This window comes from Nonomuraea sp. NPDC050783 (assembly GCF_040802095.1).
Classification (GTDB): domain Bacteria; phylum Actinomycetota; class Actinomycetes; order Streptosporangiales; family Streptosporangiaceae; genus Nonomuraea.
Map to the genome: position 1 here is coordinate 155299 of NZ_JBFAHK010000008.1, position 19143 is coordinate 174441.

The following is a 19143-nucleotide window of genomic DNA, read 5'->3' on the forward strand; positions in this document are numbered from 1 at the left end:
GCGCCCGGTCCGGGGCGCGGGCCGCCGCGCGCCCGGGCTCAGGCGCCGCTCGTGAGCTTGGTGATCTCGCCGACGATCTCGGGCCAGAGCGCGCGCGGCAGGTCGTGTCCCATGCCGGGGTACGTCACCAGCCGGGCGCCGGGAATGGCCGCGGCCGTGGCCCGGCCGCCGGCCACGGGGACGAGCTGGTCGGCCTCGCCGTGCAGGACCAGCGCGGGCACGCTCACCCGGCCGAGTGCCTCGACGCGGCTGCCCGAGGCCATGATGGCGGCGAGCTGGCGGCCGGTGCCCGCGGGGTCGAAGCAGCGGTCGTAGGCCAGCCCGGCGAGCGTGGTGACGCGCTCGCGGTCCAGCTCGTAGCCGGGCGAGCCGATGACGGACCAGGTCCGCACCGCCTGCGCCAGCACGCCCTCGCGGTCCGCGGCCGGCCTGGCCATGAGGATCGCGGCCGCCTCGGCGGTCGGCGGGGCGATCTCGGGGCTCGGGGTGGACATGATGGAGGTCAGGGTCAGCACGCGCGCCGGATGGCGGATGGCCAGGGCCTGGGCGATCATCCCGCCCATCGAGGCGCCCACCACGTGGGCCCGCGGCCAGCCGAGGGCGTCCATGAGGCCGGCGGTGTCGTCGGCCATGTCGTCCAGCAGGTACGGCGGCGCCGCCCCGTGCGCGGGCAGGCCCGCCTGGTCGAGGTGGGTGGACAGGCCGGCGTCGCGGTTGTCGAACCGGACGACGTGGTGCCCCTGCTCGGCCAGGAGCTCGCAGAACTCCTCGTCCCAGTGGATGAGCTGGGCGCCGAGGCCCATGATGAGGAGCAGCGGCCGGCCTTCCGGCGAGCCGAAGCTCTCGTAGGCGATGTCGATGCCGTTGGCGGTTACGTGCGTGGTCACCGCACTAGAATGTCATTCTGGTGCGGTGACGTAAAGCTCCGCCGCAGGCCGCGTCAGCGCTTGGCCAGCCGTCTGAGGCGGTCGATGCCCAGCACCAGGCCCCCGCCGGCCAGGGCGAGCACGCCCGACAGCAGGGTGCGGCCCACGCCGCCGTTCTCCTCGGCCTGACCCACGGAGGCGGCCTCGACCGGGCGCCCGGTGGACTCCTCCTGCCCGGCGGGGGCGGAGGCGGGGGCGGAGGCAGGGGCGGGGGCGACGGCCCTGCCGGAGCCCGCGGCCGCCTCGGCGGTCCGCTCGGCCTCGGCGGCGGGCCGCTCGGCGGACCCGGTGGCGGACCCCGTGGCGGACCCGGTGGCCGGCTTCTCGGCTTCCGTGGCGGGCTCCTCGGCGGGCCGCTCGGGCTTCGTGGCGGCCGCGGGCCGCTGTGCCGGCTCGCTCGCCTCGGCCAGGACCTTCGGGGGCTCGGCCGGGTCGTTGTCGCGTACCGCCCAGGCGCCGGTGGAGAAGGCGACCGGGTAGTTCTTCTTGCCGACGCCGGGGCCCCACTTGGTGATGACGTACTGGACCTTGATGTGGCCCTGACCGCCGACGCCGTCCACGCCGAGCGTGCTGGAGTTGAACGTGCCGCCGGTCAGCTCGGCGAAGGTCTTGGCGTCCAGATCCAGCATGACGCCGCGGCTGGAGGGGACGCCGGGGCCGCGGTCGCCGACGAAGAACGGCGCCTTCTTGCCCTTGTAGAGCACGTAGCCCTCGGTCATGAGGGGCCAGCTCGGGCTGGCGGCCAGGCCCTTCTGCATGGGCTTGCCGCTGGCCGGCAGTCCCGTGTCACCGGCCCGGCCGGAGGCGTCGTCCCAGAAGTAGGAGGCCGTGGTCGAGCCCTTGAGCAGGATCTTCTCGTCGGTGTCGGCGTGGGCGGCGGCGCCGAGGGAGCAGGCGGTGAGCGCGCCGAGCGAACAGGCCGTGAGCAAGGCGAAGGAACGCAGGCCGGAGCGAGCAGACATGGAGCAGTGAGGTCCTTCGTGAGGGGACAGGGACGCGCTTCAGCGGAACTTCAGGGGAGAAGGGCGCAGCCAGGGAGGACACCTGACACAGGGGGCTGCGCGAAGCGCGGGAAAAGCCTGGTTGACAGGCTGCTCAGCGAGCGGCCGGCACGACGCCGACGGCGGAGATGGCGGCCCGGTGGGAGCCGGCGTCTGGAGGTGTGACGCGGTGAGACATGTGGGTGTTCCTCTCCATCACGCCTACCGGGTTAGCTGACGGGTTCGGACGAGGAGCTGCCCTACCGGCGCAGTGCCGGATTCACCCCAACAAGGTGGGTCCCCGGTTCCCGGCTGGTGCGGGATTCGGCTGGTCAATGGCCCACACTTAACCACCCATAACGGACGAACGCAAACGAATCGTCATGAATAGGACAAAAGATCTACCTATCCCCTAGGCAAAGAAAGAGGGGGCGCGGAATATCCGCGCCCCCTGCGTCGTCCGGATCTCAGCCGCCGCTCTTGCGCCTGAAGGATCGCTTGTTCGCGGCCGGACCGTGCGTCCCGTGGATCTTCGACGGGTCGCCGCCCTTACCGCCCGCGCCCCCGCCCGCATGCTGGTTGCGCTTGCGCTCCAGCGCCTCGCGGAACTTGCGCTTCATCTCGTCCTCGGGTGTTTCGCTGACTTCCGGCTCCGATGACTCCGCCATTGAGGACCTCCATGATGTTGGGGACCCTCACAGCTTCGCACGATGCTCCTTACGACGCGAAACTGGCCTCAACCTTGCTCTGCTGAACGGCCGGCACCTCCAGCCGCCTGCCGGGCATGGCGATCAGCGCCACGAGGGCGACCAGCGCGCCCGCCACGCCCAGCGACGGGATGACCGCGGCCGAGGCGGCGGCGTGCGCGGCGGGCAGGCCGTGCAGCGGCGCCTGCTCGGCCAGCGTCGAGGTGTAGAGGGTGCCGCCGACGGCCAGCGCCACCGAGCCGCCGATCTGGCGGAAGAAGGTGAGGTTGGCCGAGGCCGTGCCGATGTAGGCGGGCGGTACCGACTGCTGGACGGCCACGGTCAGCCCCGACAACATCGGCCCCATGCCCAGCCCGATCAGCGCCATCCACACCGCCAGCGCCAGGCCGCCGGTGTGCGCGGTGAGGCCGAGGCACAGCAGCGTGCCGGCCACGAGCAGGAACGGGGCGGCCACCAGCCACGGCTTGTAGACCCTGGTCCTGGACATGAGCGAGCCCATGATGGCGCTGCCCGCGACCATGGCCAGCATCATCGGGTAGATCCGCAGGCCCGACTCGGTCGCGTCGGCGCCCAGCGCCTCCTGGAAGTAGCGCGGCAGGAAGACGACGCCGGCGTACATGCAGAAGGCCGTGCAGAACGAGGTCACGTTGACCAGCGTGTACGTACGCACGCCGAACAGGTGCATCGGCATGATCGGGTTGGCCGCCCGCCGCTCCACCACCACGAACACCACCAGTGCCGCCAGCGCCAGCAGGATCGGCCCCGCCACGGGCAGGTCCACCCACGTGTGGCCGTCCAGCCCCTTCTCCGTCAGCCCCAGCAGCAGCGCGGTGATGGCCACCGTGAAGACCGCGATGCCCGCGTAGTCGGGGCGCCCGCCGCCGCCGGTGCCCGCCCGGCGCGGCAGGCGCAGCGCGACGACCGCGATCACCAGCGCGCCGAGCGGCACGTTGACGTAGAAGGCCCAGCGCCAGCTCGCGTGGTCGGTGAACAGGCCGCCGAGGAACGGCCCCGCCAGGTACGTCAGCCCCATCACGCCGCCGAGCGCGCCCTGGGTGCGGGCACCCCGCGGGCTGCCCGGCGGGAACATCTCCATCACCAGCGCGAGCGACAGCGGCAGCAACGCGCCCGCGCCCAGCCCCTGCAACGCCCGGAAGGCGATGAGCTGCACCATGTCCTGGGCCACGCCGCACAGGGCCGAGCCCACGACGAACACCACCATCCCGATCAGCAGCAGGGGTTTCCTGCCGTGCTGGTCGGACAGCCGGCCGTAGAGCGGCACAGTCACCGTCGAGGTGAGCAGGTAGGCGGTGACGACCCAGGTGTACAGCTCGCCGCCGCCCAGCTCGGCGACGATGCGCGGCAGCGCGGTGCCGACGATCGTCTGGTCGAGCATCGCCAGGAACATGCCGCCCAGCGCGGCCACCAGGACCGCGACACCCGGCTCCGTCTTCGTGTCATTATTCACATGTGAAGACTGATATGTAAGAGCTTACATGTCAAGTCTTCGCTATGCTGAAACCATGTCCCTGCGGATCGCGCTCCTGGGGCTGCTCTCGGCCGTGGGGCCCGCGAGCGGCTACGACCTGGCGAAGAAGTTCGAGCTGTCGCTCAACCACGTCTGGCAGGCCGGGCACACGCAGATCTATCCGGAGCTGCTGAAGATGGCCGCCGACGGCCTGGTGGACGCCGGCTCCGAGGGCGTCAGGGGCCGCAAGACCTACACGATCACGCCGGAGGGCAGGCGGCGGCTCCACGAGTGGATGACCGAGCACGCGCCCGCGGTCGTGGTGCGCAACGAGGTCGCGCTCCAGGCGTTCCTGCTGCCGCTGCTCGACCGCGACGACGCGATCGCGGTGGTCGAGCGGATGAAGGCCGGTTTCGAGGCGCGGCTGGCGACGTTGCAGTGCCAGCCCAGCGGCGGGATCGGCTCGCACGCGCTGAAGCTGGGCCTGGCGCAGGTGCGGGCCAGCATCCGGTGGGCCGAGGAGACCCTGGCGGAGCTGAAGGGCGCGGGCGGGTAAAGGGAGACCGTTCCGTTCCTGGTGTTGCGTTGGGGTTCCTCCGGAAAAGGAATCCGACATGATGGACATATCCCCTGGACAGCCATGAGCCTGCTCGGCGTGGACCTGGGGGCGGCACGTACCCGGATCTACGCCAGGCGCAGGGGCATCGTCCTGGACGAGCCCTCGGCCGTCGTCCGCGACGCCAGGACGGGCAGGATCGTGAGCTACGGCGCCGAGACCGGCGACGACGGCCACGAGACGTGCCGGCCCGTCAGCGGCGGGCTGCCGGCCGACGACGAGCTGACCCGGCTGCTGGTCCGCCACTTCCTGCGCCGGGTGCACCGCCGGCCCTTCGCCCGGCCGCGCCTGGTCATGGCGGTGCCCGAGCACGCCACGGCGATCGACCGGGCGGCGCTGCGGGAGGTGGCGTACGAGGCCGAGGCCCGCGGCCTCCTGCTGGTCCCGCACGGGCTGGCGGCGGCGCTCGGCGCGGGCGTGCCGGTCGGCGACGGCGCCGGGTGGATGGTCATCGACATCGGGCGGGACGCGGCGCGGGTCGCCGTCCTGTCCCACGGGGCGGTGGTGGCCGCGGGCACGGTCCCGGTCGGCGGCCGGGCCCTCACCCTCGCCGTCGCCCGCCTGGTGGAGCGCGAGCACGGCCTGCTCCTCGACGAGGACGAGGTGGAGGCCGTGAAACGCGAGCACGGTCCGCCGGACCGGCAGGTGCTCGTCCGGGGACGGGACGCGGAGACCGGACGGGAGCGCGCCGCCTCGCTGCCCGTGCGGCTCGTCCGCGAGGCGACCAGGCAGCCGGTGGAGACCATCGCGCAGGCGGCCGTGGACACCGTCGAGCGCTGCCCGCCCGAGCTGGTCGCCGACCTCGGCGAGCGCGGGGCGGTGCTGGTGGGCGGCGGCGCGCTGCTGCGCGGCCTGGACCGGTGGCTGCGTGTCGCGCTGCGCATGCCGGTGCGGCGGGCGGAGCGGCCCGTCGAGTCCGTGGCGCTCGGGCTGGGCCGCTGCGTGGAGGACCAGGACCTGGTCAACCGGCTCAAGGCCGTGGCTCCCTGACGTGCCCGGCTTCGCCAGTACTCGCACTCTCTTGCGGCGTTTGCCCTGTAGGCCGCGACGGCCGCCGGTAACCGGCAGGACGACCTGCTACGCGGCCGCCGGGCCGGAGACCGGCGGTCACGGGGCCGAGAGGGCTTCCGTCGGGGACAGGCGCGAGGCCCGTACGGCCGGGTAGAGCCCCGCCACCGCGCCGATGGCGAGCGTCGCCGCGAGCCCGCCCCCCGTCGCCCAGACCGGCACCACCGAAGGCCAGCCGCTGTAGAGCGCGTAGCCCATCGTCACCGCCGTGCCCAGCAGGACGCCACCGGCCCCGCCCATCGCGGACAGCAGCAGCGACTCGGCCAGGAACTGGGTGCGGATCTGCCCCCGGGTCGCACCCAGCGAGCGGCGCAGGCCGATCTCGGACCGGCGCTCCAGCACCGAGATCACCATCGTGTTGGCCACGCCGACCCCGCCCACGAGCAGCGCCACCGCGCCCACGCCCAGCAGCAGGTTCGCGAACGCCTGACTGGTCGCCTGCTTGGCGGCCAGCGCGTCGGACGGGCGGGAGACGTCCACCTCGTTCGGCGCCTCCGGGTTGGCCGTGGCGGCCAGGACCTCGCGCACGCTCTCCAGCTGGGACTCCTCCGAGCGGGTGTAGAGCGTCGTGGGATGGCCGTCGAAGCCCAGCCGCTCCTCGGCGACCGGCCAGCCGACCAGCACGCCGCTGTCCAGCTCGGTGGCGAGCGCCACCGGGTTCAGCACGCCGATCACGGTGAAGCGGACGCCGCCGACCACGACCTGCGTGTCCGGTCCCGCCGCGCCGATGCCGAGCCGCCGCGCGGCGGACGAGCCCAGCACGGCGGCCGGGTAGCGCTCGGTGGCCTGGTTGAGCCAGCCGCCGTCGCGCAGGGTCGCGCCGATGGTGGCGGGCAGGTCGAGACGGGCGGCGTAGGCGGTGATGCCGCCGGTCTGGGCCTCGGGGATCCGCTCCGAGCGGTACACCTTCGCCTCGGGGATCTTGCCGATGGACGAGGCCGCCTGCACCGGGCCGATGCGCTCGATCATCGCCTCGGACTCCGCCGGGAGCTGCGCCTCCTCGCCCATCAGGGTGGTGCCGGAGGAGATGGTGAGCAGGTTCGTGCCGAGGGCGGACAGGGTGCGGTCGAGCTCCGCCCCCGAGGACGACGAGAGCCCGACCACGCCGACCATGGCCGCGATGCCGATGGCGATGCCCAGCGCGGACAGGAACGCCCGCAGCGGGCGGGTACGCAGGCCGACCGCGCCGACGCGCATGATGTCGGCCGGGCGCATCCTGGCCGGGGACAGCTTGGGACGTTCCACCTCGATGACGGTCATCGTCCCACCTGCCCGGACTCGGCCATCGCGGAGCCGCCCGGGACGGCGGCGGCGGGATCGGCAGCGGGATCGGCAGCGGGATCGGCAGCGGGGCCGGCAGCGGGGCCGGCGGCGGGATCGGCGGAGTCGGTGACGATCCGGCCGTCGCGCATGGTGACCTGGCGGGGCAGCCCGGCGGCGATCTCGCGGTCGTGGGTGATGATCACGATGGTGGTGCCCGCCGCGTTGAGCTCGCGCAGCAGCTCCATCACGCCCGCGCCCGACACCGAGTCCAGCGCCCCGGTCGGCTCGTCGGCCAGCAGCAGCGGCGGCTCGCCGGCCACGGCCCTGGCGATGGCGACCCGCTGGCGCTCGCCGCCGGACAGCTCGTGCGGCTCGTGGTCCAGGCGGTGGCCCAGCCCGACGCGTTCGAGGGCGGCCGCGGCGCGGCGGCGGCGCCCGGACCGGCTCAGGCCGGTGTAGATCAGCCCGTCGGCCACGTTGTCCAGCGCCGGGACCCGCGCGGCCAGGTGGAAGTGCTGGAAGACGAAGCCGATCGTGGTGGCGCGCAGCGCCGAGAGCTGCCCGTCGGACAGCTTCGACACGTCGTAACCGTCGATGTGGATGGTGCCGGAGGTCGGCCGGTCGAGGGTGCCGATGAGGTTCAGCATCGTGGACTTCCCCGACCCCGACGGGCCGACGACGGCGACCAGCTCGCCGTGGCCGATACGCAGCGACACCGAGCTCAGCGCCGCCACCCCGCCGGGGTAGGCACGTGACACGTCCGTCAGGGCGATCATCGGGTACGTCATCGCGGCATCCCCACGGTCATGCCCTCGCGCAGCCCCTCGCCCTTGACCTCGACCCGGCCCCCGGAGAACAGCCCGGTCTCGACGGCGACGTACCGGGAGGCGCCGCCCTCGACGACCTGCAGCCCGAACCCGCCCTCCTTCAGCGCGACCAGCGCCGCGACCGGGACGGTGAGCACGTTCTCGCGCCGCGAGGCGGTGAACGTCACGTCCACGGCGGCCTTGTCCAGACCCTTGGCGGACTTGGCCGAGCCGATCGCGATCAGGGCCTCGACCCGGGTCTCGGGGTCGGCGTTCTGGCCCTCGCCCGGCTCGATCACCGTGGCGACCTCGGTCACCTTGCCCCGCACGCTCGTGCCGTCCGGCAGCGTGACCCGCACCTTGGCGCCCTTCTTGGCCATCCGCTGGTCCTCGGCCGCCAGCTCGGCGGTGACGACCTTGGCCGTACCGGTGTAGCTCAGCACCTTCTCCCCCGGCCGGGCCGGCCGGCCCTCCTCGGTCTCCAGGCTCTCCACCCGCACCTTGCCGGGGGCGAAGACGACCCGGCCCAGCTCGACCACGCCGGTCTCCTCCAGGCCACGGTCCTCCTGCCACTCCCTGACGGCCTCGGCCGTGTCGTAGGTGTACTCGTCGTCCACGGTGAAGCCGTCGTAGCCGAGCGCGCGCAGGTTGCGCTCCAGGCTCTCCACGTCGTCGCCCTCCATGCCGGGCCGCAGGTCGCGGTAGGCGGGCGTGCCGCCGTACATGAGGGTCACCGGCTGGTCGTCCACGCGGTAGAGCGAGCGGCCGCGGGTGATCTGGCGACCGCTGTCCGGCAGCCAGGTGATCGTGCCGGCCCTCCTGGTCACGGCGCCGGTGACCGGGCCGTAGCCGAGCTCGCCGTCGGCGTCCACGGTGTCGTTCAGGGTCTGCCTGGTCACCGTGGTGGTGGCCGGGGGCAGGACCGCGGCCGGGCGGGTGGGGCCGGCCGCGCCCTCCAGCAGGCCCGCGCTGTTGATCGCCACGAACCCGCCGCCCGCGGCGGCCAGCACGGCCAGCAGCCCGGTGACCACCCTGCGCCGGCCGCGGCGGCGGCGCGGGCGGGGCGGCACGGGCTGCGGCCCGGCCCGCCCGTCGCCGCCGTCCCTGCCGGCGCCGTCCCTGCCGGCCCCGTCGTGGCCGGCACCGTCCCTGCCGGCGCCGTCGTGGCCGTCCCCGTCGTGGCCGGCGCCGTCCCTGCCGTCGAGGGTGGCCGTGCTCATCCCAGGCCCCCCATGCCGGCGTCGGCCATCTCCTTCTGGCACTTCTCCTGGGCGGACTTGAAGTCGGGGTCCTCGGCGACGTCGCGGTTGATGCGCACCATGTTGCCGTCGGGGTCCGGGAACTTCTCGACGCCGTTGTCCCGCATGCACTGCGCGGCCTTGCGCATCGTCTCCTCGCGCTTGGGGTCGCCGCCGCTGCCCTTCTGGCCGCTCGGCGCCCACTGCTTGCAGGCCGCCTGCGCCTGGTCCATCTTCTCCTTCTGCGTGCCGGGGCCGATCTTGAGCGTGACCTTGCCGCCCGGCTCGGGGTCGGGCATGTCGATGCCGTTCTCGCGCATGCACTGGGCGTACTTGAGCGCCATGGCCTGCGGATCCTCGCTCTGCGCCGGGCCGGCGCTCGCGGACTGGCCACCGGTGCCGTTGCCGGTGCCGGCGACCGACGCCACGCCGGCGCCGCCGCCGTCACCTGCGCCGCAGCCGGACAGGAGCAGCGCGAGCGCGGCCGCCGCGCTGAGGACTCGTCCTCGCATGGGTGATCCCCCTTTGAAACGTTCGGGTCTTCGTTCGGGTCTTCGGAGTGAGATGCAACAGGCGACGGTGTTTCCCCGGCGTTTCCACGGGTCAGGCGTTCCTCCGTTTACTCTGGCCGAACGCCGTCTGCGTCACACTCGGCTTCGCGAGCCGACGAAAGGGGTCTGAGATACGCCATGCGGGTGCTGGTGGTGGAGGACGAGCGCATGCTCGCCGATGCGATCGCGGAATGGCTGCGGGAGGAGACCCACGCGGTCGACCTGGCGCACGACGGCGCCGCGGCGCTCGAACGCATCGCGGTGAACGACTACGACGTCGTCGTGCTGGATCGCGACCTGCCGCGCGTGCACGGTGACGACGTGTGCAAGGAGCTGGTGGCCTCCGAGTCCGAGGCGCGGGTGCTCATGCTGACCGCCGCGGCGCAGCTCGACGACCGGGTGACGGGGCTGTCCCTCGGGGCCGACGACTACCTGACCAAGCCGTTCGCGTTCCCGGAGCTGGCGGCGCGGGTGCTGGCGCTGGGGCGGCGCTCGCGGCCCGCCGTGCCGCCCGTGCTGCGGCGGGCCGGGATCACGCTGGACCCGTCGCGCCGGGAGGTGTTCAGGGACGGGCGGTTCGTGCCGCTGTCGAAGAAGGAGTTCGCGGTGCTGGCGGAGCTGATGCGGGCGCAGGGCGCCGTGGTCTCGGCCGAGCAGCTGCTGGAGAAGGCGTGGGACGAGCACGCCGACCCGTTCACCGGGGCGGTCCGGCTCACCGTGCTCAAGCTGCGCCGCAAGCTCGCCGACCCGCCGGTCGTCGAGACCGTGCCGGGAGTGGGGTACCGCATCGCATGAGGCTCTTCCGGGCGCCGCGAACCCTGCGGCTGCGGCTCACCCTCGTCTACGGCGCGCTCTTCCTGGTGGCGGGGCTGGCCCTGCTCGGCGTCACGTACCTGCTGTTCGACCAGCAGGTGGCGCGGTCGTTCGAGAACCGGATCGTGACGGCGCCGCCCGGGCGGCACAAGCAGATGATCATCATCCAGGACGACGTCCGGCTCACCGGCGACACGGCCGTCGAGTGGCTGCGGCAGCAGGAGCTGAAACTGCGCGGCGCCGCCCTCACCTCGCTGCTCGCGCAGGGCGCCGTCGCGCTGGTCGCGGTCGGCGGCACGGCGGTCGCGCTCGGCTGGGTCGTCGCCGGGCGGGTGCTGGCGCCGCTGCACCGGGTCACCGACACCGCCCGCAGGATCGCCGCCGCGCCGATGGCCGAGCGCGGGCTGCACGAGCGCATCGCGCTGGAGGGGCCGCAGGACGAGGTCAAGCAGCTCGCCGACACCTTCGACACCATGGTGGAGCGGCTGGACCACTCCTTCGACGGGCAGCGCCGGTTCGTCGCCAACGCCTCCCACGAGCTGCGCACGCCGCTGACCCTGAACCGGGCGCTGGTCGAGCTGGCCATGCACCGCCGTACCGCCTCGCCGGACGTCAAGGAGCTGGGCGAGAGCCTGCTGGAGATCAACACCCGGCACGAACGGCTCATCTCGGGCCTGCTGCTGCTGGCCAGGTCGGAGCGGGAGATCGCCGAGCGGTCGCCGGTGGACCTGGCCGACGTGGTGACGCACGTGGTGCGGCAGAGCGCCGACGAGGCCACCGCGGCCAAGGTCACCGTGTACGAGGTCACCGCCCCCGCCCCCACCACCGGCGACGCGCTGCTGCTCGAACGGCTGGTGCACAACCTGGTCGAGAACGGCCTGCGCTACAACGTGGACGACGGGAGCGGGTGGGTGCGGGTGGTGAGCCGTGCCGCGGGGGACGGGCGGGTCGAGGTGGAGGTGAGCAACACCGGGCCCGACGTGCCGCCGTACGACGTCCCGCTGCTGTTCAAGCCCTTCCACCGGCTCGGGGACGAGCGGGTGGTCACCGCGCCCGGCGCGGGGCTCGGGCTGTCGATCGTGCGCTCGATCGCCCTGGCGCACGGCGGCGACGTGCGGGCCCACCCCCGCGACGGCGGCGGCCTCGTGGTCACCGCCTCCCTCCCCCGCTCAGCCGCCCTGGGCGGCGGTGCGCAGTGACCGGTAGAGCAGCCGGGCGTCGCCCAGGTGATGGCGCAGGAGCTTCTCCAGGCCGCCGATAGGGACGAGGTTCTGGGGCGCGCGCGGGTCCTTGTAGTCGACGCCTGCCAGCGGCGGCAGCGCCAGGGTCAGCGCGTCGGCGAGCTGCACGACCTGGGCGGGCTCCAGCTCGGCGCTGGCCTCGCAGCGGGCCACCCCCGCCCACGGGGCGGGCGACTGCACCGGCAGCCGGACGTACCAGGCGTGCCGCCGCCAGCTCGTGCCCATGAGGAACACCGGCGTGCGCTGCCCCGGCGCGAGCTCCCCCACCACGGCGGACTGCGGCGGCGGCAGGTAGGCCGTGTGGTGGGTCTTGATGTAGCCGACCGTGCGCGGCAGGTGGCTGCGGCCCCGCAGCGGCCCGTCCACCAGCAGCAGGTCGTCGCTCTTGGTGCGGTGGCGCACCGCCAGGTCCACCTCCAGCTGGGTGACCTGCCGCTGCAACGCCAGGGACAGCTCCTCGAAGCTGGCGTCGGCGGCCTTGCTGGGGTGGTAGGTGGCGTGCGGGGTCTTGACCTCGGGCGTGTGCGGCGAGGCGGAGATGAGCGTCCGGCAGACCTCGATCTCGGCCGGCTCGGCGCCCTCGGGGCCGCACCGGACGATGCCGGCCGCGTAGGAGGCGGCGATGCCCGGCACCGGCATGGGCGTGTCGGGGTCGTGCACCCAGACGCGCGCGTCCACGCGCCGCACCCCGTCGGCGACCAGCAGCGTGCCGGGCAGGGCGGTGCCGGGCGCGGGAGTGAGCGGCCGCCAGGCGGCCGGCGGGCGCTCGATGTCGAGCACCAGCTCGGCGCTGGTGGCGCCCAGCTCGGCGGCGTTCTCGACGGCGAGCGCGGCGGCGTAACCAGGGTCCCAAGGGTCGATGGTGAAGCCGCTCACAGGGCGATCCCGGTCTTGTGGACGTGGGAGCCCTTGCCGTCGCGCCGCACCTCGAAGCGCACCGGTACCCGCTCGGCCAGCGCGGGCACGTGGGTGACGACGCCGATCATGCGGTCCTGGCCGGCGGCGAGGCGTTCGAGCGTGGTGGCGACGGTGTCGAGGGTGGCCGGGTCGAGGGTGCCGAAGCCCTCGTCCAGGAAGATCGAGTCCAGGCTCCTGGCGACGGCCCCGGACAGCGCCAGGGCCAGGGCCAGGGCGGCCTGGAAGGTCTCGCCGCCGGACAGGGTGCGGGCGCTGCGCCGCATCCCGGCCTCGCCGTGGTCGATGACCTCGATGTCGCCGGTCTTGTCGGCGAGGGCCAGCTCGTACTGGCCGTCGGACAGCTCGCGCAGCGTCTCGGAGGCCGAGGCGACCAGCACGGCCAGGGCCTCGGCGCACAACCAGCGCTCGAAGGCGTTGGCGCGCAGCCGCAGCGCCAGCTCGTGGGCGACCTTGGCCTCGTGCTCCTTCATCGCGGCGCGGTTCTCCAGGTCGGCGGCGCGGCGGCGCTCCTCCTTGAGCCGGTCGAGGGCGCCCTCGGCGCGGGCCAGCGTGCCGGCGACGGCGGCGCCGAGCTGGTCGGGCGAGGCGTCGCGCGGCGGGGTGACGCCGTGCTCGGCCAGGCGCTCGGCCAGCCTGCGGCGGTCGGCGGCGAGCCGGTCGCGGGCCTCGGCCAGCCGTTCCTCGCACGCGGCGAGCACGGCGCGGGCGGCGTCCGCGGCCCGGTCGCGCCAGCTCAGCAGCTCGCTCCAGGCGCGGTGCAGGTCGTCGCGGACGAGGGGCGGCGGCGCGTCGTCCGGCCTTCCGGCGCCGGAGCGCCCGTCGGAACCGGACGACCCGTCGGAACCGGACGACCCGTCGGAACCGGACGACCCGTCGGAACCGGACGACCCGTCGGAACCGGAGCGCCCGTCGGGACCGAACGACCCGTCGGGACCGGAGCGCCCGTCGGCGACGAGCCGCCCGTCGGTGACGAGCCGGCCGCCGGAGACGAGCAGCCGGTCGCGGGCGGACTCCAGGGCCTGCCACGCCGACGCCTCCTGGCGCTCGACCTGCTCGGCGTGGTCGCGGGCGCGTTGCAGCCGGCCGCGGGCCGCGCGGACGGCGGCGCGGGCCTCCCCCGCCACCGAGTCGGCCTTGGCGATGGCGGCCAGCCGGGCCTCCAGCTCGGCGCGGTCGCCGGGGGCGGGCAGCCCCGCCAGCTCGGCCTCCAGCCGCTCGGCCTGCCGGGCCAGCATGGACGCCGACGTCTCGGCCTTGGCGTGGGCGGCCCGGGCGCGCTGGGCCCGCTCGCGGGCCTGGGCGAGGGCGCGGTCGGCGGTGCGCATGTCGGCGGGCGACTGGTGGAGCGGCAGCTCGGTGACCGGATGGTGGCAGACCGGGCACGGCTCGCCGACGGCCAGCCGGTGCACCAGGTGGGCGGCGGCGTGCGCGTCACGCAGGCGCTCGCGCCGCTCCTCGACCTGGGCGACGGCCTGCTCCGCGGCGGCGGCCGCGGCGGCCAGGCCCTCCAGCGCCGCGGCCGCCTCGGCGGACTCGCCGCGGGTGCGGGCGGCGTCGGCGGCCAGGCGCTCGCGGGCGTCGAGCGCGGCCAGCGCGGCCCGGGGCGCGCCGCGGTCGCCCAGCGCGGCCAGCGCCTCGAACGCCTCGTGCTCGTCGGCCTCCAGCGTGGCGACCTCGCCGGCCAGCCGCTCGACGGCCGCGGCGGCGGCGCGGCGGGCCGCGGCCAGGGTGGGGACGGCCTCCGGCATGGCCAGCCTGGCCAGCACCGCCTGCCGCTCGGCGACGGCGGCGCGCTCCTGCTCGGCGCGGCGGATGTCGGCCTCGCGGGCGCGCAGCAGGTCGAGGTCGGAGCCGATGGCCTCCGACAGCCGGCGCAGCGCCGCCAGCCGCTCGGCCAGCTCGCGCTCGGCCTCCTCGGTCGCGCCGGTCAGCTTGGCGAGCTGGTCGCGGGCGAAGGACGCCTCCTGCCTGGAGCTCTCCTCCTCGCGGGCCGCGCGCTGCCTGATCAGCTCGTAGACGTCGGCGTCGAGGAGCTGCACCAGGAGGTCCTGCCGCTCGCGCGGGGCGGCGTGCAGGAACTCGGCGAAGCGGCCCTGCGGCAGCACCACGCACTGGGTGAAGAAGCGGTATTCCAGCCCGGTGACCCGCTGCGCCTCCGGAGTGACGCCCTCGCCCTCGGCCAGCGGCTTGAGCACGGCCTCGAACGCCTGCTCCAGCGGCGCGGCCGGGTCCAGCTCGTCGAGCCTGGCCTCCTTGGTGCGGACCGCGCCCTTGGCGTCGCGGACCATCGCGCGGACCACGCCGTAGCGGCGGCCGTCGCTGTCGAACACCATCGCGACCTTGCCGGCGTTGACGGACGGCGCGAGGGCGTGCGCGACCGCGCCCTCGCGGCCCCAGCGCGGCACGGTGCCGTAGAGGGCGAAGCAGACGGCGTCGATGATCGTGCTCTTGCCCGCGCCGGTCGGGCCGACCAGCGCGAAGTATTCGGTGTCGGAGAAGTCGACGATCACCGGCTCGCGGAAGCTGCCGAAGTGGTCGAGGTGGAGCAGCAAGGGACGCATCAGCCGGTCACCTCGTCGTAGAGCCGGTCGAACAGGGCGGCCACCTGGTCGTCGTGGCGCCCGGTGGCGGCGAGGTAGTCGCGGAACAGCTCGCGCGGGCTGCGGCCGGCGGAGCTGGCCCGGCGGGTGGCGGGCACGGGGCGGAACTTCTCGTCCAGCGAGACGTCGACGGCGGCGCCGGACAGCAGCTCGCGCACGTCGTCGGCGAGCCCGACGCGGGGTTTCTCCTCGACCACGACCTTGAGCCAGTCGTCGCCGGGGTCGATGCCCTCAAGCTGCTCCAGCGTGCCGCGCACGGTGCGCAGACGGCGGGCGGAGGTGAAGGTCAGCTCGCGCACCACGGCGGGCCGGCCGGGCGAGACCTCGACGAGCAGCGCGCCCGGGGTGTTGCCCTCCTCGCCGAAGTCGACGTTGAGCGGCGAGCCGCTGTACCAGATCGGGCAGGGGCCGGGGATCTGCTGGCGGCGGTGCAGGTGGCCGAGTGCGGCGTACTGGGTGGTGGGCGGGAAGGCGGTGGGCTCGAAGTAGTAGGAGAAGATCGACTGGGCCTCGCGCTCGCCGCCGCCGAACGCGCCGCCCGGCAGGGTGCCGTGCGTGGTGACGAGGTTGACCGTGTCGCCGTGGAAGCCGGCGGTGAGCGCGCCCAGCAGCTCGCCGACGCGGGAGGCGTAGTCGCGGTTGTGCTCGGCGGGGGTGCCGGTCAGCACCTCGGCGGCGCGGACGACGTAGCGGTGCGACAGGAACGGCAGCACCGCCAGGCGCACCGGCTCGCCCGTGCGCGCGGTGAAGGCCAGCGTGCCGCCCGCGTCGGGACGGCGGAAGACGCCGACCACGTGCATGCCGAGCTTGCCCAGCACCGGCCGGTAGACCTCCAGCAACTGGGGGTTGTCGTGGTTGCCGGCCAGCACGATCACGTCGCGGTGCTCGCCGCGCAGCGCCATGAGCGCGTTGAGCACCAGCGACTGCGCCTCGGGCGTGGGCGCGGAGGTGTCGAACAGGTCGCCGGCCACGATGACGGCGTCCACGTCGTGGGTGCGGGCGGCGGCGACCAGCTCGCGCAGCACCTCCCGGTGCTCGTCGAGGCGGGGCCGGCCCTTGAGCACCTTGCCCACGTGCCAGTCCGCGGTGTGCAGGATCTTCACGAAACCACCTGTGGGTCGTCAGAAGGGCGGGATGTCGTCCTCGGGAGCGGACGGGAGCCCCTGGAACGGATCGGCGCTCACTTTATGCGGGGCGACCGACAACGGCGCCGCCTCGGAGGGCCGGGTGGCCCACGCCGGGAACGGGAAGGCCACGGCCAGCGGCACCGGGATCTCCGGCTGGGCCACGAACATGGTGCCCGGCTTGGCGATCGTGGCGCGCTCGCGCACGGCCGGCGGCATCCAGCCGTACTCGGACCTGGCGGCCTCGGCCGGGTCGAGGCGGCCGGCGACCCGGACGGCGCTGTTGGAGACGATGCGCCGCTCCACCTCGGAGGCGGTCTGCTGGGCGCCGATGAGGATGACGCCGAGCGAGCGGCCCCGCTCGGCCACGTCCAGCAGGATCTCCTTGATCGGGGAGTCGCCCTCGCGCGGCGCGTACTTGTTCAGTTCGTCCAGCACCACGAACAGCAGCGGCTTGGCGCTGCCGGAGGACTCCTTGCGGTGGAACTCACCGCGCAGCACCACGCCCACCACGAACCGCTGGGCCCGCTCGGGCAGGTTGTGCAGGTCGACGATGGAGACCTGGGCATCGGAGGTGCCGACCGAGTGGCTGCGGTAGAAGGGCAGGTCGCCGCGGACGATCGGGGACAGCGGGCGCACGGCGCTGCGCAGCCGCCGCAGGAAGGCGTTGACGGTGCCGAGCGGGGTCTGCGCGCCGGTCCAGTCGCGGCGGCTGTCCTCCTCCTGGAGCTGGTCGGACAGCAGCTCCACCAGGTCGGCGAACGTGCGGCAGGTCGTGCCCTGGACGCGGACCGCGCCGCCGTCGCCGACCGGCTCGGCCCACGACTTCAGCCGGGCCGCGACCTGCCCGACGAGCAGGGAGTAGCCGGCCCGCTCATCGTCGGCGTCGGCGAAGACGAAGCGCAGCAGCTCCTCCTGGCAGAACTCGACCAGCGTCCAGTAGAAGGCGCTGACGCCCTGGGTGCGGGCCGAGACGTGGGGGACGCCGTTGGGGTCGTTGGGGCGCGGCGGAGCGAAGACGTGGACGCTGCCGAAGGCCCGCGCGGGCAGGCCGAGGCGGGCGTAGGAGTCGCGGGCGCGCTGGTCGAGCCGGGTGTTGTCGTGGTCGAGGAAGAGGAGGTCCTCGCCCTTGACGGAGAAGATCAGCGCCTTGGTGTTGGCGGACTCGGCGTCCAGCACGCCGGAGTTGAAGATCGAGTAGAGCAGGAACGTGGCGAAGGAGGTCTTGGTGGCCACGCCCGACACGCCGGAGATCGACACGTGGGCGCCCCGGGTGCCGTCGAGGAAGTCGAAGTTGACGTAGAGCGGCTGCCCGTCGCGGCCGGTGCCGAGCGGGATGCGGCGCTCCATGACGTCGAAGTAGAGCGCCTGGTCGCGGTCGCCGGAGCCGGCGAGGTAGACCTGGGAGCCGGGCAGCGGCGGCACGAACACCTCCGGCTCGACCCGGGTCACCCGCACCTCGGCCACCTCGACCACGGCGGCCGGCAGCGCGCCGTCGGCGATGAGGAAGACGTCGGAGTCGTACGCCGCCCCCTCGTGCCGGGCCTCCACGGTGGTCACCACGCCCGCGACCAGCACGGGCCCGTGGCCCGGCACCTCCCGCCTGGTCACCACCACGTCGTCGAGCTGGACCACCTTGCCCGGCTCCAGGCCCACCCAGAACGACAGCGGCGAGGCCGCCTGCGTGCCCAGGACCCGGCCGACCACCTCACCCGTCACCTGCACCGCGGCCGCCGCTCCAGCGATGTCCCGGCTCGCCGCTCCGTTGACCGTCACCAATCCCTCCGCCCCCAAGAACACCCTTCCCTGGGAGCGTAGTGGGACGGGCGGACAACATCCGGCCCATCCGGCTATTCGGCTCCCCGGGGCAGCGGGACGCGCTGCACGCGCAGCTCGTGCGCGCCGTCCGCGCGCGACATCTCGTAGTAGAGCCACCACTGGCCGTGGTGGATGAGCGCGTCGAGGTAGCGGACCGAGCCGGTGCCGTACGGGGAGGTCACCCAGGGGCCGTACTCCGACAGCCGGCGCCAGGAGAACAGGTCGGAGGAGATCGCGACGCCGCAGCGCTCCTCGTAGTTCTCGGCGTGGGTGGCCGAGCCGTCGTAGAAGCCGACGTAGCCGCCGCCGGGGATGGGGACGACGCTGTTGAGCCTGGCCTGGTAGCGGTCCCAGCCGGTGCCGACCGGCAGGACGCCGCCGCGCCAGGTGAACGACTCGCCGTCGAGGCTGGTGGCCAGGCCGGTCGGGTGGACGGTCGCGCCGACGTTGTAGATGTCGGCGGTGGCGTGGGCCCGCGGGTCGGGGCGGTCGAGGGGCGCGGCGTAGCTGGCGAACAGGTACGTGACCGGGCCGGCGCGCATCACGTACGGGTCCTTCACGCCCTCGGTGCCGGTCGAGGCGGCGGTGAGGACCGGCCGGGCCCGGGTGACGTCGAAGCCCGAGGGGTGCTCGGCGGTCAGCGCGTCGATCCGCCACCGGTTGTCGGCGGGGTCCACGTACGACAGGTAGAGCCGGTAGCCGCCGTTGACCGGCACGAGGCAGAAGCGCTCCATGGACGGGGTGCCCAGCTCGTCCTTGTGGACGGTCCACACGTCGGTGAAGGTGAGGCCGTCGTCGCTGACGGCCACCGCGCACTGCCAGCCGCGCTCGGCCGCCACGCCCCTCGGCCGGCGCCGCCGGTAGGTGAGCCAGAACCGCTCGCCGTCGTGCAGGACGCCGGCCGCGCCCGCCCAGTAGCCCTCGGCGTCCTTCTCCGGCTCCAGCACGACGGAGCCTGCCACCGGGTCGAACGCGGACAGCGGGGCGTACACACGGTTACCCACAG

The 19143-nt window shown here is 74.1% G+C and carries 17 protein-coding genes and 1 riboswitch; of the genes, 4 read left to right on the forward strand and 13 right to left on the reverse strand.

Annotated elements, in window-relative coordinates; genetic code table 11:
- Positions 1 to 38: 38 nt before the first annotated feature.
- From AB0H75_RS23340 to AB0H75_RS23355, 4 genes are all read right to left on the reverse strand, one after another.
- Positions 39 to 887, reverse strand: a complete 849-nt coding sequence (locus tag AB0H75_RS23340; RefSeq protein WP_367799306.1) for an alpha/beta fold hydrolase — start codon at positions 885 to 887, stop codon at positions 39 to 41.
- Between the two features lie 53 nt (positions 888 to 940).
- The gene (locus AB0H75_RS23345; RefSeq protein WP_367799308.1) at positions 941 to 1888 is read right to left on the reverse strand and encodes a hypothetical protein; all 948 of its coding nucleotides are present in this window, start codon (positions 1886 to 1888) and stop codon (positions 941 to 943) included.
- A gap of 222 nt (positions 1889 to 2110) precedes the next feature.
- Positions 2111 to 2246: riboswitch (cyclic di-AMP (ydaO/yuaA leader) on the reverse strand.
- 127 nt (positions 2247 to 2373) lie between these two features.
- Positions 2374 to 2574 carry a DUF5302 domain-containing protein gene (locus AB0H75_RS23350; protein ID WP_367799310.1) on the reverse strand — a complete coding sequence of 67 codons (201 nt, stop codon included), beginning with the start codon at positions 2572 to 2574 and terminating at the stop codon, positions 2374 to 2376.
- 49 nt (positions 2575 to 2623) lie between these two features.
- The gene (locus AB0H75_RS23355; RefSeq protein ID WP_367799312.1) at positions 2624 to 4081 is read right to left on the reverse strand and encodes an MDR family MFS transporter; all 1458 of its coding nucleotides are present in this window, start codon (positions 4079 to 4081) and stop codon (positions 2624 to 2626) included.
- 55 nt (positions 4082 to 4136) lie between these two features.
- Between AB0H75_RS23355 and AB0H75_RS23360 the strand changes: the two genes are divergently transcribed.
- Together AB0H75_RS23360 and AB0H75_RS23365 are read left to right on the forward strand one after the other, a co-directional pair.
- Positions 4137 to 4637 carry a PadR family transcriptional regulator gene (locus AB0H75_RS23360; RefSeq protein ID WP_367799314.1) on the forward strand — a complete coding sequence of 167 codons (501 nt, stop codon included), beginning with the start codon at positions 4137 to 4139 and terminating at the stop codon, positions 4635 to 4637.
- A gap of 84 nt (positions 4638 to 4721) precedes the next feature.
- Positions 4722 to 5687: a rod shape-determining protein gene (locus AB0H75_RS23365; RefSeq protein WP_367799316.1), complete on the forward strand. Its 966-nt coding sequence runs from the start codon at positions 4722 to 4724 to the stop codon at positions 5685 to 5687.
- A 117-nt stretch (positions 5688 to 5804) separates the two neighbouring features.
- On the opposite strand, the gene AB0H75_RS23370 is transcribed toward AB0H75_RS23365, so the two are convergent.
- Genes AB0H75_RS23370 through AB0H75_RS23385 form a run of 4 tightly spaced genes read right to left on the reverse strand, consistent with a single transcriptional unit; the run spans position 5805 to position 9584 of the window.
- Complete coding sequence (locus AB0H75_RS23370) at positions 5805 to 7025, reverse strand: ABC transporter permease (protein ID WP_367799318.1); 1221 nt, start codon at positions 7023 to 7025, stop codon at positions 5805 to 5807.
- A complete protein-coding gene (locus AB0H75_RS23375) occupies positions 7022 to 7816 on the reverse strand; it encodes an ABC transporter ATP-binding protein (protein ID WP_367799320.1) in 795 nt (264 codons plus the stop codon). The genes AB0H75_RS23370 and AB0H75_RS23375 overlap by 4 nt, the downstream gene beginning before the upstream one ends.
- Complete coding sequence (locus tag AB0H75_RS23380; RefSeq protein ID WP_367799322.1) at positions 7813 to 9054, reverse strand: peptidoglycan-binding protein; 1242 nt, start codon at positions 9052 to 9054, stop codon at positions 7813 to 7815. Before AB0H75_RS23380 ends, AB0H75_RS23375 begins: the two co-directional genes overlap by 4 nt.
- On the reverse strand, positions 9051 to 9584 hold the full coding sequence (locus tag AB0H75_RS23385; RefSeq protein ID WP_367799324.1) for a hypothetical protein: 534 nt from the start codon (positions 9582 to 9584) through the stop codon (positions 9051 to 9053). The genes AB0H75_RS23380 and AB0H75_RS23385 overlap by 4 nt, the downstream gene beginning before the upstream one ends.
- Before the next feature lie 177 nt (positions 9585 to 9761).
- Here AB0H75_RS23385 and AB0H75_RS23390 point away from each other — a divergent pair, with 177 nt between their 5' ends.
- Both AB0H75_RS23390 and AB0H75_RS23395 read left to right on the forward strand, forming a co-directional pair.
- Entirely contained in the window at positions 9762 to 10418 is a 657-nt protein-coding gene (locus AB0H75_RS23390; protein ID WP_367799326.1) for a response regulator transcription factor, read from the forward strand.
- The gene (locus AB0H75_RS23395; protein ID WP_367799328.1) at positions 10415 to 11635 is read left to right on the forward strand and encodes a sensor histidine kinase; all 1221 of its coding nucleotides are present in this window, start codon (positions 10415 to 10417) and stop codon (positions 11633 to 11635) included. Before AB0H75_RS23390 ends, AB0H75_RS23395 begins: the two co-directional genes overlap by 4 nt.
- Here AB0H75_RS23395 and AB0H75_RS23400 read toward each other — a convergent pair.
- From AB0H75_RS23400 to AB0H75_RS23420, 5 genes are all read right to left on the reverse strand, one after another.
- On the reverse strand, positions 11606 to 12553 hold the full coding sequence (locus tag AB0H75_RS23400; protein WP_367799330.1) for a hypothetical protein: 948 nt from the start codon (positions 12551 to 12553) through the stop codon (positions 11606 to 11608). The genes AB0H75_RS23395 and AB0H75_RS23400 overlap by 30 nt on opposite strands.
- Positions 12550 to 15156, reverse strand: coding sequence for an AAA family ATPase (locus tag AB0H75_RS23405; RefSeq protein WP_367799332.1), 2607 nt, complete (start codon positions 15154 to 15156; stop codon positions 12550 to 12552). The genes AB0H75_RS23400 and AB0H75_RS23405 overlap by 4 nt, the downstream gene beginning before the upstream one ends.
- Entirely contained in the window at positions 15156 to 16298 is a 1143-nt protein-coding gene (locus AB0H75_RS23410; RefSeq protein WP_367799334.1) for an exonuclease SbcCD subunit D, read from the reverse strand. The genes AB0H75_RS23405 and AB0H75_RS23410 overlap by 1 nt, the downstream gene beginning before the upstream one ends.
- Before the next feature lie 18 nt (positions 16299 to 16316).
- On the reverse strand, positions 16317 to 18095 hold the full coding sequence (locus tag AB0H75_RS23415) for an ATP-binding protein (protein WP_367799336.1): 1779 nt from the start codon (positions 18093 to 18095) through the stop codon (positions 16317 to 16319).
- Between the two features lie 74 nt (positions 18096 to 18169).
- On the reverse strand, positions 18170 to 19141 hold the full coding sequence (locus AB0H75_RS23420) for a hypothetical protein (RefSeq protein ID WP_367799338.1): 972 nt from the start codon (positions 19139 to 19141) through the stop codon (positions 18170 to 18172).
- Between the last annotated feature and the right edge of the window lie 2 nt (positions 19142 to 19143).